This window comes from Archaeoglobus neptunius, from assembly GCF_016757965.1.
In the GTDB taxonomy this organism is placed as follows: domain Archaea; phylum Halobacteriota; class Archaeoglobi; order Archaeoglobales; family Archaeoglobaceae; genus Archaeoglobus; species Archaeoglobus neptunius.
Map to the genome: position 1 here is coordinate 52,078 of NZ_JAEKIW010000006.1, position 14,610 is coordinate 66,687.

The 14,610-nt window shown below is 46.2% G+C and carries 14 protein-coding genes and 2 tRNA genes; 3 read left to right on the forward strand and 13 right to left on the reverse strand.

Features of this window, described 5'->3' with window-relative positions; translation table 11 throughout:
* Nucleotide 1: 1 nt before the first annotated feature.
* The 11 genes from JFQ59_RS05615 to JFQ59_RS05665 form a co-directional block, all read right to left on the reverse strand.
* Complete coding sequence (locus tag JFQ59_RS05615; protein WP_202319440.1) at nt 2–2,188, reverse strand: elongation factor EF-2; 2,187 nt, start codon at nt 2,186–2,188, stop codon at nt 2–4.
* 5 nt (nt 2,189–2,193) lie between these two features.
* The gene (gene rpsG / locus JFQ59_RS05620; RefSeq protein WP_202319441.1) at nt 2,194–2,778 is read right to left on the reverse strand and encodes a 30S ribosomal protein S7; all 585 of its coding nucleotides are present in this window, start codon (nt 2,776–2,778) and stop codon (nt 2,194–2,196) included.
* A 4-nt stretch (nt 2,779–2,782) separates the two neighbouring features.
* Entirely contained in the window at nt 2,783–3,211 is a 429-nt protein-coding gene (locus tag JFQ59_RS05625; protein ID WP_202319442.1) for a 30S ribosomal protein S12, read from the reverse strand.
* 5 nt (nt 3,212–3,216) lie between these two features.
* Entirely contained in the window at nt 3,217–3,636 is a 420-nt protein-coding gene (locus JFQ59_RS05630) for a NusA-like transcription termination signal-binding factor (protein WP_202319443.1), read from the reverse strand.
* An 18-nt stretch (nt 3,637–3,654) separates the two neighbouring features.
* Entirely contained in the window at nt 3,655–3,918 is a 264-nt protein-coding gene (locus tag JFQ59_RS05635) for a 50S ribosomal protein L30e (RefSeq protein WP_202319444.1), read from the reverse strand.
* Nucleotides 3,915–5,063 (reverse strand): DNA-directed RNA polymerase subunit A'', encoded by a 1,149-nt coding sequence (gene rpoA2, locus JFQ59_RS05640; protein WP_202319445.1) that lies wholly within the window; start codon nt 5,061–5,063, stop codon nt 3,915–3,917. Before rpoA2 ends, JFQ59_RS05635 begins: the two co-directional genes overlap by 4 nt.
* Nucleotides 5,060–7,663 carry a DNA-directed RNA polymerase subunit A' gene (locus JFQ59_RS05645; protein ID WP_202319446.1) on the reverse strand — a complete coding sequence of 868 codons (2,604 nt, stop codon included), beginning with the start codon at nt 7,661–7,663 and terminating at the stop codon, nt 5,060–5,062. The genes rpoA2 and JFQ59_RS05645 overlap by 4 nt, the downstream gene beginning before the upstream one ends.
* Before the next feature lie 10 nt (nt 7,664–7,673).
* Nucleotides 7,674–9,488: a DNA-directed RNA polymerase subunit B gene (rpoB, locus tag JFQ59_RS05650; protein ID WP_202319447.1), complete on the reverse strand. Its 1,815-nt coding sequence runs from the start codon at nt 9,486–9,488 to the stop codon at nt 7,674–7,676.
* A 1-nt stretch (nt 9,489) separates the two neighbouring features.
* Nucleotides 9,490–11,028, reverse strand: coding sequence for a DNA-directed RNA polymerase subunit B'' (locus JFQ59_RS05655; RefSeq protein WP_202319448.1), 1,539 nt, complete (start codon nt 11,026–11,028; stop codon nt 9,490–9,492).
* A gap of 36 nt (nt 11,029–11,064) precedes the next feature.
* Entirely contained in the window at nt 11,065–11,295 is a 231-nt protein-coding gene (locus JFQ59_RS05660) for a DNA-directed RNA polymerase subunit H (protein WP_202319449.1), read from the reverse strand.
* A 23-nt stretch (nt 11,296–11,318) separates the two neighbouring features.
* A tRNA-Lys gene (locus JFQ59_RS05665) sits at nt 11,319–11,392 on the reverse strand.
* 166 nt (nt 11,393–11,558) lie between these two features.
* Between JFQ59_RS05665 and JFQ59_RS05670 the strand changes: the two genes are divergently transcribed.
* The 3 genes from JFQ59_RS05670 to JFQ59_RS05680 all read left to right on the forward strand — a co-directional run bounded on the left by JFQ59_RS05670 (nt 11,559) and on the right by JFQ59_RS05680 (nt 13,403).
* On the forward strand, nt 11,559–12,536 hold the full coding sequence (locus JFQ59_RS05670) for an ATP-binding cassette domain-containing protein (protein WP_202319532.1): 978 nt from the start codon (nt 11,559–11,561) through the stop codon (nt 12,534–12,536).
* The gene (locus JFQ59_RS05675) at nt 12,533–13,288 is read left to right on the forward strand and encodes an ABC transporter permease (protein ID WP_202319450.1); all 756 of its coding nucleotides are present in this window, start codon (nt 12,533–12,535) and stop codon (nt 13,286–13,288) included. The genes JFQ59_RS05670 and JFQ59_RS05675 overlap by 4 nt, the downstream gene beginning before the upstream one ends.
* 42 nt (nt 13,289–13,330) lie before the next feature.
* A tRNA-Thr gene (locus JFQ59_RS05680) sits at nt 13,331–13,403 on the forward strand.
* Between the two features lie 88 nt (nt 13,404–13,491).
* Here JFQ59_RS05680 and JFQ59_RS05685 read toward each other — a convergent pair.
* Together JFQ59_RS05685 and JFQ59_RS05690 are read right to left on the reverse strand one after the other, a co-directional pair.
* Nucleotides 13,492–13,872, reverse strand: coding sequence for a helix-turn-helix domain-containing protein (locus JFQ59_RS05685; protein ID WP_202319451.1), 381 nt, complete (start codon nt 13,870–13,872; stop codon nt 13,492–13,494).
* Between the two features lie 115 nt (nt 13,873–13,987).
* Nucleotides 13,988–14,593 carry a helix-turn-helix domain-containing protein gene (locus JFQ59_RS05690; protein ID WP_202319452.1) on the reverse strand — a complete coding sequence of 202 codons (606 nt, stop codon included), beginning with the start codon at nt 14,591–14,593 and terminating at the stop codon, nt 13,988–13,990.
* Nucleotides 14,594–14,610 lie beyond the last annotated feature (17 nt).

Genomic DNA, 14,610 nt, shown 5'->3' on the forward strand with positions numbered 1-14,610 from the left:
TTCAAAGCCCAACAAAATCTTCGGGCTTCGGAATTTCCAGCTTCAGACCCTTTCTCTTTCTTACCTCCATAACAAAGTCCGTAACGAGATTCTGCGGAACTATCTCGAATCCTGCATGCTCGGTACTCCAGATTGCCTTTCCTGATGTGGCCCCTCTGATTGCTCCCGCAAATCCGAACATCTCCTTGACGGGTGCTTTTGCTATTATTGTGACCATATCTCCCTCAGTTTTCATCTCAAGAACCTGTCCTCTTCTTCCCTGAATTTCTCTGGTCACCGCACCCATCATTTCCTGTGGTACTGTGATGAACACCTTCTGGTACGGCTCAAGAAGTGACGGGTTCGCCTGAAGTATTGCTGCAAAGATCGCTGATCTTACCGCAGGAATTACCTGTGCAGGACCTCTGTGAACAGCATCTTCATGCAGCTTACAATCAACGAGCTTCACCTTCAATCCCATGCACGGTTCTCTTGCAAGCGGTCCCGCCCTCATGGCCTCTCTGAAACCCTCAAGGATGAGCTCCATGGTCTCATTCAGGTACTGTATACCCTTTGTAACATCACAGAAGAGGTTGCCTTCGTAGTACTCCACTGCTCCAGCAGCCTCCTCTCCCGGTAAGCCAGCCTCCTGCAAAATTCTTCTCCTCTCCTTCTTATCCATCCTCATGTCGACCGCACCTTCTTTGAAAAGCTGCAGTACCTTCTCCGGGAGAGGCTCAACTACAATGTAGAACCTGTTATGCTTGTTTGGCGATTTGCCCTCAACAACAGGGGATGTTGACGTTACGGTCTCTCTGAAAACCACAATTGGTGGCGAGGTTATTACCTCGAGGTTGTAGTCCCTTCTGATTCTCTCAACCTTAACTTCCAGATGAAGCTCACCCATACCGCTGATGAGGTGCTCTCCAGTTTCCTCATTCAGAGTTATGTGGAGTGTTGGATCCTCTTTGGCTATCTTCCTTAGGACTTCAATCAGTTTTGGCAGATCCCTCGGATTTTTGGCCTCGATGGCCATCGTAACCACGGGTTCGCTGTAGTGCTTTATGCTCTCGAAAGGTGTGAAATCCTCAATGTTCGTGCATGTTGATCCTGCCACTGCATCCCTGAGCCCAATAACGGCAACGATGTTGCCCGCTGGTATCTCGTTAACCTCAACCCTCCTCGGACCCATGTAAAGTCCTACGGTCTGTATCCTGTTCTTCGCCTTTCTGTCAACAATGAACAGCTCCTGGCCGGGCTTTAGGGTGCCGCTGAATAGCCTACCTACGGCAATCTCACCTGCCTGAGGTTCAACAACGATTTTTGTTATCATCAGAGCTATGGGGCCCTTGGGGTCACACTTAACCATTGCCTGTCCAACCTCACTGCTGATATCTCCTTTCCATATAACCTTAATTCTCTCTTTCTGTGCCTCAATCGGTGAGGGGAGATGCTTGATAACCATATCAAGGACAACACGATATAGCGGGGATTTCTTTGCCAGCTCCTTCACTTTCCCCTCTTTAAGATACTCATAAACCTCTTTGAATCCGATTCCGGTAATTTTCTGAGCTGGAACGCTGACCGCCCAGTTGTAAAGAGCCGATCCGAATGCAACACTGCCCTCAGAAACCTCAATCTTCCATTCCGAATACTTGTCGGGCCTCATTGATTTGATTAGCTTGTTGACCTCCGTAATGACTTTGATTAGCTTCTCCTGCATCTGCTGCGGTGTCAGCTCAAGCTCTTTTATCAGCCTGTCTACTTTGTTTACAAAAAGAACCGGTTTAACGTTCTCCCTCAAAGCCTGTCTCAGAACTGTTTCTGTTTGTGGCATCACTCCCTCGACTGCGTCCACAACCACAATTACGCCGTCTACAGCCCTCATTGCCCTTGTAACGTCTCCGCCAAAATCAACGTGTCCCGGAGTGTCTATGAGATTTATGAGATAATCCTCACCCTCATATTCGTGAACCATCGAAACGTTGGCAGCATTAATCGTTATACCTCTCTCCTGTTCCTGTTCGTCAAAATCGAGATATAACTGCTGTCCCGCGAGCTCCTCACTTATCATCCCCGCCCCTGCGAGCAGGTTATCGCTCAACGTGGTTTTTCCATGGTCAATGTGTGCAACAATACCCATGTTCCGGATTTGCTCAGGTTTCCACATCAACTCCTTGATTTTATCGACTTTCTTGGCTCTTGCCAATCCCATCACCTCGCTGACTTGGCTACTCTCTCAACTTCCTCTTTCTTCGAAACGGCGTAACTCCTGCTTTCATTATTGGCCGCAGCAATAATCTCATCAGCAAGACACTGAGCTATGCTCCTTTTCGACTTGAACGCCGCTCTTTTAGCCCCTTCTGCAATATTCCTGAGAGCTATATCGACCCTTCTTGAGCTTGAAGTGTCAACTGCTTTTGGAACTGCAATTCCACCATACTTCAGCCTGACCACTTCTTCTCTTGGTCCTGCATTGATGATAGCATCAACGAGGACCTGAATCGGATTTTTCTTCGTCTTCTTCTCAATAATCTCAAATGCCTCCTTAACTATATTGTAGGCGAGAATCTTCTTTCCGGTATTGTAACCTCTCCTCATCATTTTGTTTATCAATCTCTCGACAATGAATACCCTTTGTTTTGCAAAGGGCGTGTTTGCATGCCTCCCGTGATTGTGGGGAACAAACTTCGGTTCCAGGCAGATGTATCCTTCCAGTGCAGGGTCACCTATCTGAACCTCCTCTGGATCGTATTTTCCAAACACCAGAAGCTCTTCCTTTGTAAATCCGTATTTCATTGCCTCACCTCAGTCTCTTTTCTTTTCTTCCCCTCACAAGCTCTCTCAAACTTGTGTTGTTTACCTTTACCACTTTGTACCTGACTCCTGGAATATCTCCCATGCTCCTGCCCATTCTTCCTCCAATTTTCTCAACAATCACTTCATCGTGTTCATCAATGAAATTGATTGCACCATCTCCGGGACAGAATGCTGTTATCTGCCTACCATTCTTTATCAACTGAACTCTAACAGCCTTTCTGATAGCCGAGTTCGGTTGCCTTGCCTCAATTCCGATTTTCTCAAGCACAATTCCCCTCGCCATTGGTGCACCCTCAAGCGGATCAGCTTTTGCAGCCAGTCCGAGAGTTCTCCTTACAAACCTCCTGTCACTCCATCTGAACTTCTTCTTCGTCTCGATGAGCTTTCTTGCTGCAAATAACCCTCTACCCATATCCATCACCTTACGATCACATCTTCAATATCGTGATGCCTTTTAGCCAGTTCCTTGGCTTTATTAATGTTTTTACCTCCTTTCCCAATCACTATTCCTTTTAAATCCGGACTTACACTAACCTGGGCGATCTTCACTCCACCTTTATCCATTAACTTGACGTTAACCTTTATGGGTTTAAAAATGTTGGCTATGAACTCAGCAGGATCTTCAGAATGCTCGATAATCTCTATCCTTTTTCCTATGAGCTCTTTTGCTCTTTCTACATTTATGCCTCCCTTCCCAATTGCAACACCCATGTCACCTCTTTTTACAACGAAAACCACTTTGTCGTCGTAAACCAGGCAGTCCTTTACACTCGCTCCTGTAAGGTTCTCAAAAAGTGTAAGGTATCTGATGCTCTCCGCTGAAAGCTTGACTCCCATGCATGACCCTCACAGGGGTTACTCTATCTCTTCCGTTATCGCCATCGCTGCAACGCTGAACGGTTTACCACAGAATGCTCCAAGCTCCATGTTGTTCCCCTCGTAGACCATTACCTTCACATCATAGCTCTTTATGGCCTCAAGAACGTCTTCAGGGCAGTTTGATGCTACAATCACTGCCTTTGCCTCACCCATCTTCAACGCTTTCAGTGTGCTTTTACTACCCAAGCGATACCCGCCGGTTTTCAATACGGCCCTTATCAAAGATTCCACATCCGTCATTTTCTACCCCCCAGCTTTAACACAAGCTCTACATCACCTGTACCGAGTTTTATAGGCTGACCAACAATTATATTCTCCGTAATACCCCTCAAATAATCAACCTCACCCTTCACCGCAGCATCCAGCAGATTGTTTACCGTCATCTCGAATGCCGCTCTGGCCAGTATGCTCTGCTTTTCTCCCGCAACACCATGCCTTCCTATCTGCCTCAGCTCCCCATCTGCGGTCATAACATCAGCCACGAGCATTATGTGCCTCGCATCCACCTCCAAACCCTGTTCTTCCAGAGTGTCCAGAGCCTCCTTGATTATAGCATTCCTTGCTGCTTCAATCCCAAGTACCTCGTATATCTCGTATATGTTATTTGTGGTGGTCCTTGCGAAGTCGACCCCCTTTATTTTCATCATCTTCTTCAGGTTTGAACCTTCCGTATAGAGCACATACTCGTTGTCCTCTTTTCTGATGATGACCCTCTTTATCTCCTTCAGTCCCATGACGACGGTATCCTTGAGCTTGTCAAAGGCAACCATTAACGCCTTGTAGCTCGGTTCTGTGATCTGAATAATGAAATTACCGCTCTCATCTTCCTCCACCTCGATCTTCAGAGCCTTTGATATCTTGTTCTTCAGGTCATCCATAGACAGTCCTTTTCTCTCCAGAGCTTTCGAGTCCGGTTTCACTATTATCCTCAGTCTCCTGATGTCCACCTCGATGTCCGCAACATCCCTAACGTAAGTTGCCTCAATCCTGTTGGCCACTTCTCTGGCCTTTTCTCTGTCTTTTGCATACTCTGGCAGCAGTCTTATGGTCATCATCGGTGTTGACGGATTCTTTCGGACATCAAGGATTTCAATAAGCCTTGGCAGACCGAGTGTAACGTTGATTTCTGCAACACCAGCATAGTGGAACGTTCTCATTGTCATCTGCGTACCTGGTTCTCCTATGGATTGAGCAGCAACTATACCGGCAGCCTCACCCGGCTCCATCAGATTTGCGAGATAAGCCTTAAAGCATTTCTCCACCACCTTCTTGGCGTTGGTTTTATTCAATTTATTTCTTTTAAGCTCAGCTTTAATTTCCTCTTTTATAGCAGGAGGAAAAGGATACTCGTTAATTATCGAATCATAATCTACTTCTTTTTTCATTTCTTCACCTCCCCCACGACCTCACGGATGATTCTCCTGACATCAACAGCTTTGCCCCTGAAGCTCCTCATTGGATCTGTTCCATCCTCTCCATATCTGAACTGAACCAGAGCTCCTGAAGTCTGCTCCCTTACAGTCCCATCATACTCAACTTTTAGATCCTGAAGGGCGTTGATCATCCTTCTCTGCAGATAGCCAGACTGAGAGGTTCTGACAGCTGTATCAACAAGTCCTTCCCTGCCTCCAGCAGCATGGAAGAAAAACTCAACCGGACTCAGACCTTTCTTGTAACTGCTCCTGACAAAACCTCTTGCCTCCGCCCCCAGATCCCCGGGTTTGAAGTGACTGAGAGTTCTGTTTGTGTAGGTGTACCCTCTGCTTATTCTCTCTCCTCTAACAGACTGCTGACCGATACAGGCAGCCATCTGGGTCAGGTTAAGCATCGAACCTCTAGCACCACTTACAGCCATGATAACGGCCGCATTATCCATACCGAGATGTCTCTGAGCTATTTTACCTGCCCTATCTCTGGCTCTTCCAAGCACCTGCATTATCCTCATTTCCAGTGTCTCTTCGATACTTCTGCCGGGCATTGGCTCAAGATTGCCATCTCTGTACGCCTTTATCAGCCTGTTCACCTCGTTCTCTGCTTCTTTCAAAACCTCGTCAATCTGCATGGCAGCTTCTTTCGGTATATCCTCATCATCGATCCCAACCGTGAAACCAAGCTTGCTTATTATCCTTATTGCAAGCTGTGTCATATTATCTATGAACTTCTTTGCCTCGTCCTTTCCGTATTTCCTAGCGATTTCATCGATAATAATGCCTTTAAACGCACCTACAGCTTTTTCATCTATAGTACCCTTCAGAAGTTTACCCTTCTCGATTATCACGTAGGCATCGTACTCACAATTCTCCCTCTTACACTCCTCACAGCCCTGACATATCTCAGCTTTGAACTCAAGCGTGAGATCCGGTAGTATGAAGCTGAAAATCTCCTTACCTGTGTATTCATCCTTTACAGGAATTTCGGATATCTCCACTGCCCTGAGCAGCTCCATTGCTTCTTCCCGGCTGAACTTTTTCTCACCTCTTGTCAGAAGATACAATCCGCTGATATGGTCATGGATGCCGCCGATAATCGGTCCACCGAATCTGGGAGAAAGAATGTGTTCCTGAACCGCCATCAAAATCTTCGCTTCTGCCTGAGCCTCAAGGCTCTGAGGGACGTGCAGGTTCATCTCGTCACCGTCAAAATCAGCATTGTATGGAGGGCATACAGCCGGATTCAGGCGGAATGTCTTGTAGGGTAGGACTCTCACGTAGTGAGCCATTATACTCATCCTGTGGAGTGATGGTTGCCTGTTGAACAGAACGATGTCACCATCCATGAGTTGCCTCTCGACGATCCATCCCGGCTCGAGTTTTTCAGCAAGCTCTTCTTTATTGCTCTCTATCACCCTTATCCTCCTTCCATCAGGTCTTACTATGTAGTTCGCCTTCGGATGTTCACTTCTGAGAACAAACTCCCGTGCTATTTCGATATTGCTGGGAGTTACAAATAGAGGAACCGTGACCTCCTCAGCAATCTCCTTTGGTACTCCAACCTCATTTATACTCAGACATGGATCTGGGCTGATTACAGTTCTGGCGGAGAAATTGACCCTCTTACCGGAAAGTGAACCTCTGAAACGTCCTTCCTTTCCTTTCAAACGCTGAGCAAGAGTTTTCAGCGGTCTTCCGCTACGATGTCTTGCAGGCGGTATCCCGCTTACCTCGTTGTCAAGATACGTTGTAACATGATACTGCAGAAGTTCCCATAAATCCTCGAGAATCTGCTGAGGTGCACCGGCTTCCTTGTTCTCCATAAATCTCTGATTTATCCTGATTATGTCCACCAGTTTGTGGGTAAGATCATCTTCACTTCTCTGCCCGGTTTCCAGAATGATTGACGGTCTGACAGTTACAGGTGGAACAAGCAAAACTGTCAGAACGAACCACTCTGGACGTGAAGCCTTTGGATTCAGCCCGAACGCAGGTAAATCATCATCCGGAATCTTCTCAAGCCGCTCCCTCACGTCCTTAGGCGTAAGCCTGTGATCCTCCTCGTAGAAAAATGTTGGCTTGTCAAATTTAATTTCGAACTGCTCAGCCCCGCAGTGAGGACACTTTTTCGCAGCTTTGGTTAACCGGAAGACCTCTTTGATTATATCCTCATAACTCTGGTTTAGCTCCTTCCTTCTCTCAATCTCACTTATGAACTTGTCTCTCCTGCTGTCTTTAAGCAGAATTCTGCCACATTCTCTGCAGGTACCGCTGAGGAGTCTTGCTATCATCTTTGCATATCCGACATGAATTACAGGGGCAGCAAGCTCGACATGACCAAAATGCCCCGGACACTCTCCCGCCTTTCCACCACAGGTCTTGCACCTCAAACCGGGGTCTATAACCCCAAGTCTTGTGTCCATAAGTCCTCCGTCAATTGGAAAACCATCATCATCATACGTTTCAGGAGTGATGATCTTTACAACACTCATTCTCCTTATTTCCTGCGGGGAGAGAACCTCAAACTTTAAAGCAGCTACTCTTTTTGGGATCATTATATCACCTCTATGCTTTATCTCCGAGAACTATTCTGGGAGCAATCATCATTGACTTCAGCTCATCCAGAAGAAGTTTGAATGCATAGCTCATTTCAACTCGGTGGATGTTGCTATCGTCGTCACATACATAGCAGTAAGCGGTGTGCCTTCTGTAGTCATAAGTTGCGATATGGCCACAGTTTCCACAAACCCATACGTCAACCTTGTCTGATTCCTCCAAAAGCCTGTCCTTAAGGAGTAATGCAGCACCGTGTCCTATCAAAACGTCTCTTTCCATCTCTCCGAACCTCAAACCACCCTTTCTCGCTCTTCCCTCTGTCGGCTGTCTCGTAAGAACCTGCACAGGACCGCGGCTGCGAGCGTGGATTTTGCTTGAAACCATGTGGTACAGCTTCTGATAGTAGATGACACCCACGAATATATCAACTACATATCTCCTGCCCGTTATTCCATCGTACATGACCTCCTTACCCGTGTGGCTGAATCCGTATTTTTTAAGGGTTGCTCTCAAATCTTCCTCCCGTTCACCATGGAACAGGGTCCCATCAACCCTTCTACCTTCAAGGCATCCGACTTTACCGCCAATCATGTCCAGAACGTGACCGACGGTCATTCTAGACGGTATGGCATGTGGATTGATTATCATATCCGGAACGATCCCGGATTCGGTAAATGGCATATCCTCTTCAGGCACAATCAGACCCACAACACCTTTCTGTCCGTGTCTGGAGGCAAATTTATCCCCCAATTCGGGAATCCTGTAATCCCTTACCCTGACCTTAGCGAGCTTTGAACCGCCCTCAGATTGCATGAGAAAAACAGCATCGACAATGCCTTTTTCGTTGCTCCTCATTGTTATCGACGTTTCTCTCCTCTTCTGCGGAGAGATCCCAAGTTCCGTAGGCTCTTCAAGGAATCTGGGTGGAGATGTTTTACCGATTAGCACATCATCCGGTCCTACTTCAGTTTCCGGAAATACCAGACCATCTTCGTCAAGATGAGAATATGCATCAGCCCCCCTGAATCCCGAAACGTCCGCTCCTGGAATTTCGAATTTGTCTTCCTGACCACCGGGGTACCTCATCTCCTCCGATTCGTACGTTCTGTAAAAGAACGATCTACCGAGCCCCCTCTCAATACTCCCCTTGTTCATTATGAGAGCATCCTCGATGTTGTATCCCTCATAGCTCAAAACAGCCACAACGAAGTTCTGGCCTGCAGGTCTCTCATCAAATTTAATCTCCCTTTGGGTGTCTGTTGTAACAAGCGGGACCTGGGGATGCTGGAGCAGATGTCCTCTTGTGTCAGTTCTCCACGCTAGGTTTGAATACGGTATTCCGAGGCTCTGTTTTATCATCGCAGCCCCCATTGTATTTCTCGGTGATGCATTGTGCTCGGCATAAGGAATGCTTCCCGTACAGATCCCCACAATTAGGGATGGGTCGAGTTCAAGGTGTGTGTGCTCCGGAGTTAGCTCATGCTCGTAAACAGCAACGTAGGCATTTTCCTCTTCCTCAGCATCGAGAAACTCAATAAGTCCCTGTTTCACCAGATCATCTATTGTCAGCTCACCATTCCTTATTTTCTCAATATGTTCTGGAGTTACAAGAGGTTTTCCATCTTTAACAATAATCAGAGGTCTCCTCGCCCTCCCAGGGTCTGTATTTATCCTGACCTCATTCGAATCGGAGTAATAAACGACATTAACCTGATTTGAAATTTTTCCCTTCCTCCTCATTTCACGGATTTTCTCAGCCAGTTCTTCTCCATTATCGTGAAATCCTATTAGGGCCCCATTTACATAAACTCTGCATTTCCTCACACTACTCACCCCTTATCGGAACAACACCGAGTTTGAACAGCGTTCTCTTAATATCCTCCTCATCCGTTCCCACGCTTACCTCAGCATATTCTGCAAAATTTTTGACAAGACCACAGTTTGGACCTTCCGGCGTTTCGCTGGGACATATTCTGCCCCACTGTGTGGGATGCAGGTCTCTTGCCTCAAAGTGCGGCTGAGAGCGCGAAAGAGGAGATACAACCCTTCTGAGATGGGACAAAACAGATATGTAATTGTGCCTGTCGATAAGCTGAGACACTCCCGTTCTACCACCAACCCAGTTACCGGTAGCCATCGGATGCATTATTCTGTCGGTGAGTACATCGCTCCTTACCGCAGTTGACATCTTCAACGGTCTACCCCTTATTTTCGCCCTTTCGAGCTGGTATTTCACGTCTTTAATCAATCTTAAAAAGGCCACGCGGAAAATTTCCTCCATAAGATCTCCGGCAAGCTTCAGCCTCTTGTTGGCATAGTGATCCTTATCGTCCTCTCTTTTCAAGCCAAGATAAAGCTCAAAGACTGCCTCAGCCATTCTTGCGAGGAAGAATGCTTTTGCTTTTCTGGAATCCCTGTCAGTTCCCAGATGTGGCAGGAAGTACTGGTCGATAACTTGCTCGGCCCTCTGGTTTCTGTACTCCCTGCTCTGTCCGGGTGCAACTCTGCGGCCTATGTATTCAATGGCCTCCTCATAACTCCCAACGTCAGAATCTTCAACATTCTGAAGCATATACTTCATAATCTCCGGGTTCGTGCTTACCATCTCTACTATTTCCTGGTCTGTCTCCACACCAAGCGCCCTCATCAAAGTCACAAACTTTATGGGTTTTGGAAGCTGAGGGAACGTGACCTCAAGAATGTTGTTCCTGCCCCTTTCTACCACTATCAAAGCTCGATAACCAGCTCTCTGGGAGAAACACTTGGCCAGCTCGGTCATTTCACCATATTTCTCCTCTCTTTCAAGCAAAATCTTGTTCGGAGACAAATCCTCAAGTGTTACAAGTGCCCTTTCGGTTCCGTTTATTATAAAATACCCTCCCGAATCATACGGGTCCTCCCCCGCTATGCAGAGTTTCTCTTCATAGTCCAGTGTATGGGGGTTGTCAACTTTTCTTGCCTTTTCCAGTACCGAATCTATGAAAACAGGGTTCAGATTGCATATCTTCGACTTGACCATTACTGGAAGCATTCCTATCTGCACTATTTCGGTTTCAAGGGCCTTGCCTTCGTCGTAAACTGTAGTTTCAAGGTATATTGGGGCTGCATAACTGAGATTCCTTAACCTGGCATCTGCTGGCAGAAGCGGCATTACCGTACCTTCGGCCTCCTTAATCATCGGAGTTCCGACCCTTATCCTGCCAAGCTCAACGTACGTATCGGGTATGTCGAGTTCGATGATTCCCTGTTCATCGATTACTTTCTGCAAACCTTCATCCACGAATCTGTTAAACGAATCTATCTGATGTTTGACGAGTCTTTCATGAGTGAAGTACGCTCTCGCCAAAACACGAGTGTCGAGCATGTATTCTCACCTTTTGTTTATTTTCACAAATTTTCTTCATACAACCAATCTGTAAAAAACACTCTCACCTGCAGTTAAACTTTTCCGTGTGATCTTTACTATGTCTCCTACCTTCGCACCAATCTCCTTGACTATCGGGTCATCTGCCTTTATCTTTGGAAGCTGCTCTTTACGGACTCCCAGTACCTTTAGCAATTCCTCAGCCTCCTCCTCACTCAGAATTTCATGTTTTGGAACGAGCATGTGATCCTGCAATTTGAACTTCATAGCTATCCTCCTGAGTTTAGATACGGGCTCGACGGGATTTGAACCCGCGACCGACGGGTTAAAAGCCCGTCGCTCTGCCTGGCTGAGCTACGAGCCCTCACGTTATGAAAGGGTGGAGGATTTAAATCTTTTTCGTGGTTCGCAAATAAGTGGCAACCTCCTCCTTTACTCAACAAGCACCACTGTTTCGGAAATCAGATATATCATTTGGAAAACAGAAGAAGTCTGAAGCGTACAATAAGCATTGAGTCGGGGTGGTGCTCCTGTATGCGATCGAGGTGGAGAATCTTGTCAAAAAGTTTGGAGAGTTTGAAGCAGTCAGAGGTATTTCATTCAGAGTAAAAAAGGGCGAAATATTCGCTTTTTTAGGCCCCAACGGAGCGGGCAAAACCACAACCGTGCACATCCTGACCACGCTTCTAAAGCCAACAGATGGGATGGTCAGAGTTGCCGGTCTGGATGTAGTCAGGGATCCAAAAGAAGTTAGAAAAAGAATAGGTATTGTTTTTCAGGACCCTAGCATTGACAGAGATCTGACCGCCTACGAAAACATGATTGTGCATGGTGGTGTTTACGGGCTAAAAGGGAGAGCGCTGAAAGATAAAATTAAGATGCTCCTTGAGTTTGTCGAACTCTGGGATTTCAGGGACAAGCTTGTTAAGCACTTCAGCGGAGGAATGCAAAGAAGGCTGGAAATCGCACGCTCCCTGCTGCATGAACCGGAAATTCTCTTTCTAGATGAGCCCACACTTGGTCTTGATCCCCAAACAAGAGCCCATGTTTGGGAATACATTAAAGTGATGAGGAAGGAGAGCGGAATGACCATATTTCTAACAACTCACTACATGGAAGAGGCAGAAATGCTTGCGGATCGGATTGCCATAATCGATCAGGGAAAGATAATAGCAGAAGGAAGTGTGGATGAACTCAAGAGACTTGTCGGGAGTGACGTGGTTTACCTGAAAGTCAGGGGCAGGGTGGACTGTATTGAGGAAGCTGAGTTTGTCAGATCGTGCAGGGTACTTCCTGACGGGAGGATCAGTATTGACGTGGATAATGCTGCTGAAGCCATACCCCGAATTTTTGAGATTGCCGGGGAAAGGAAGATTACGATTCTCGAAATCACCTATCACAGACCCACCCTAAACGATGTTTTTCTCCATCTGACCGGTAGGGAGATAAGAGATGAGGGTGGAGAATTTTTCAAAAAGGCAATGGTCAGGGCGAGGATGAGAAGATGAGGGCCCTCTTTGTTATGATTTACCGACAGCTCAGGAGATTTACACGGGCAAAATCAAGAGTCGCAGGTATGATCATAAACCCGCTTGTTTGGTTCATTTTCTTTGGTGTTGGATGGAGTGGCGTTTTCAGAGATACGAGGATGTTTGGGGGGGTTGATTATCTCACATATCTTGCTCCAGGAATTTTCGCAATGACGGTATTCAACCAGAGCTTCATAAGCGGAATAAGTGTGATATGGGACAGGGAGTTCGGATTTCTGAAGGAAGTTCTTGTGGCTCCGGCATCCAGAAAGGAAACAATAGCCGGAAGAATTATCGGAGACTCCGTTGTTGCAACATTGCAGGGTTTCGTAATTCTGATTTTGACCATTTTTCTTGCAAAGATAAGGCTGGCGGGGGTTTTACCGGCACTGTTCATCGGATTTCTATTATCAATCGCATTTTCAAGTTTCGGAGTTAGTGTAGCAACAAGAATGAGAAGCATGGAGGGTTTTCAGATGATCATGGCCGTTCTGATGCTTCCACTGATATTTTTAAGCGGTGCGATATATCCGATAAGCGCAATGCCATGGTGGATGAAATTCATGGCATATATCAATCCCCTGACCTATGCAGTGGACGGTGCGAGAGTCTTTCTAACAGGAGTTAGAGGTATATTTCCCGTTATACACGACGTTATTCTTATTGCGCTCATATCCTCAGCTCTACTTGGTGTGGCCATGCTGCTTTTTGAAAGGAGCACCATAGAGTGAGCAAAAAATTAATTAACTCACTCAAATTAGAAGGACCATAGCGCCGCCGTGGCTCAGCTGGCAGAGCGGGTGACTTGTAATCACCAGGTCGCGGGTTCAAATCCCGCCGGCGGCTTGGTTTGCTCAAAATTTCACACACCTTCCGACCGGAAATGTTGCTGAATGGCTGTCTTTAATTTTAACTGAGGATATCTCCGCCAGTGTCAGTGGACAAGGGCAAGTGAAACTATCTGATCTTTTTCCAGCTCCTCGAGTTCATCTATCATTTTTTCGAACGATTTTAGCCATTCCTCGACAGACCTTCTTGCTATTCTCTTAAACTCTTCAAAATTCGTCGGAAAATAGAGATACTTGTATCCACCACCTTTCAAAATTCTGTATTCCCTCTTTACAAGTCCTTTATCCATCAGATTTCTCAAAGACTTATAAACCGTGCTCTCATCCTTGCCGAGCTCTTCGGCCAAGGTTTCCACATCGTAACCGGGATTTTTTAAAAGAAGCAGATAAATATCCATATCAAGACAGGAGATATCAAGAGCACATTTTAGAACACACTTCAAATCTGGACTGCATGTCATACTCATTTTTTACCACCCTGTTAAAGAATGAGGATTTTTGATTTATTAATTCTTCCCCCAAAAAGTCGAAGAGACGTAAAAATAGTAATAATAGTGACAAAATGCGTTTCAAAAGGTGATCTCACTTTTCCTTAAAGTACTTTTCCAGCACCTTTTTTTGTCCTCTCCTTAAAATTTCTGAAAGGGTGGATGGCGCAATGCTGAAGTACTCTGCAAGCTCCTCCAGTTTTACTTTTTTGGGGAAGTCGAAATACCCCCTCTCCAGAGCCACCTTCAGAATTTCCTCTTCTCTGTATGTAATCTCGCTCTTGTCGTTAGGTTTGCCCTTGTAGATAATATCGAAGGTTACCTCCGCTTCTTCAAGCTTTGAAAGCAGGCTTAAAAATGACTCATCGTCGCACACGATGTTCCAGACAAGTGTGCTATCTTTGATCTCGACATTGGTGATAATGCACCCAGATTCAAGAATGGGGTAGGATACAAAGCATGTGTGTTCCCTTATGAGAACTTTTGCTTCCTTTGCAGAGAGTGAAACACCCTCACAGTATGAGGGAAGATTGGAGAGAACATTTTGAACGTTTTCCGCCTTAACCCTGAGCAATCCCTTAACATTTGAATCGATTTTCGAAAGCCCCTCAACCCTCATCACCGCATTCTCCATGATTTCATTCAAAGCTCCAAGAGCACAGTTCTCTGGTAGAGTCGTTCTTATCTGTACTTCGAGCATACCGAAACTTTTAGGGG

Coding starts and splice junctions, on each gene's coding strand:
- rpsG (WP_202319441.1), bottom strand. CDS start 2,778: ATGAAATACGGATTTACAAAGGAAGAGCTTCTGGTGTTTGGAAAATAC.
- JFQ59_RS05625 (WP_202319442.1), bottom strand. CDS start 3,211: ATGGGTAGAGGGTTATTTGCAGCAAGAAAGCTCATCGAGACGAAGAAG.
- JFQ59_RS05630 (WP_202319443.1), bottom strand. CDS start 3,636: ATGGGAGTCAAGCTTTCAGCGGAGAGCATCAGATACCTTACACTTTTT.
- JFQ59_RS05635 (WP_202319444.1), bottom strand. CDS start 3,918: ATGACGGATGTGGAATCTTTGATAAGGGCCGTATTGAAAACCGGCGGG.
- rpoA2 (WP_202319445.1), bottom strand. CDS start 5,063: ATGAAAAAAGAAGTAGATTATGATTCGATAATTAACGAGTATCCTTTT.
- JFQ59_RS05645 (WP_202319446.1), bottom strand. CDS start 7,663: ATGATCCCAAAAAGAGTAGCTGCTTTAAAGTTTGAGGTTCTCTCCCCG.
- JFQ59_RS05655 (WP_202319448.1), bottom strand. CDS start 11,028: ATGCTCGACACTCGTGTTTTGGCGAGAGCGTACTTCACTCATGAAAGA.
- JFQ59_RS05660 (WP_202319449.1), bottom strand. CDS start 11,295: ATGAAGTTCAAATTGCAGGATCACATGCTCGTTCCAAAACATGAAATT.
- JFQ59_RS05675 (WP_202319450.1), top strand. CDS start 12,533: ATGAGGGCCCTCTTTGTTATGATTTACCGACAGCTCAGGAGATTTACA.
- JFQ59_RS05685 (WP_202319451.1), bottom strand. CDS start 13,872: ATGAGTATGACATGCAGTCCAGATTTGAAGTGTGTTCTAAAATGTGCT.
- JFQ59_RS05690 (WP_202319452.1), bottom strand. CDS start 14,593: ATGCTCGAAGTACAGATAAGAACGACTCTACCAGAGAACTGTGCTCTT.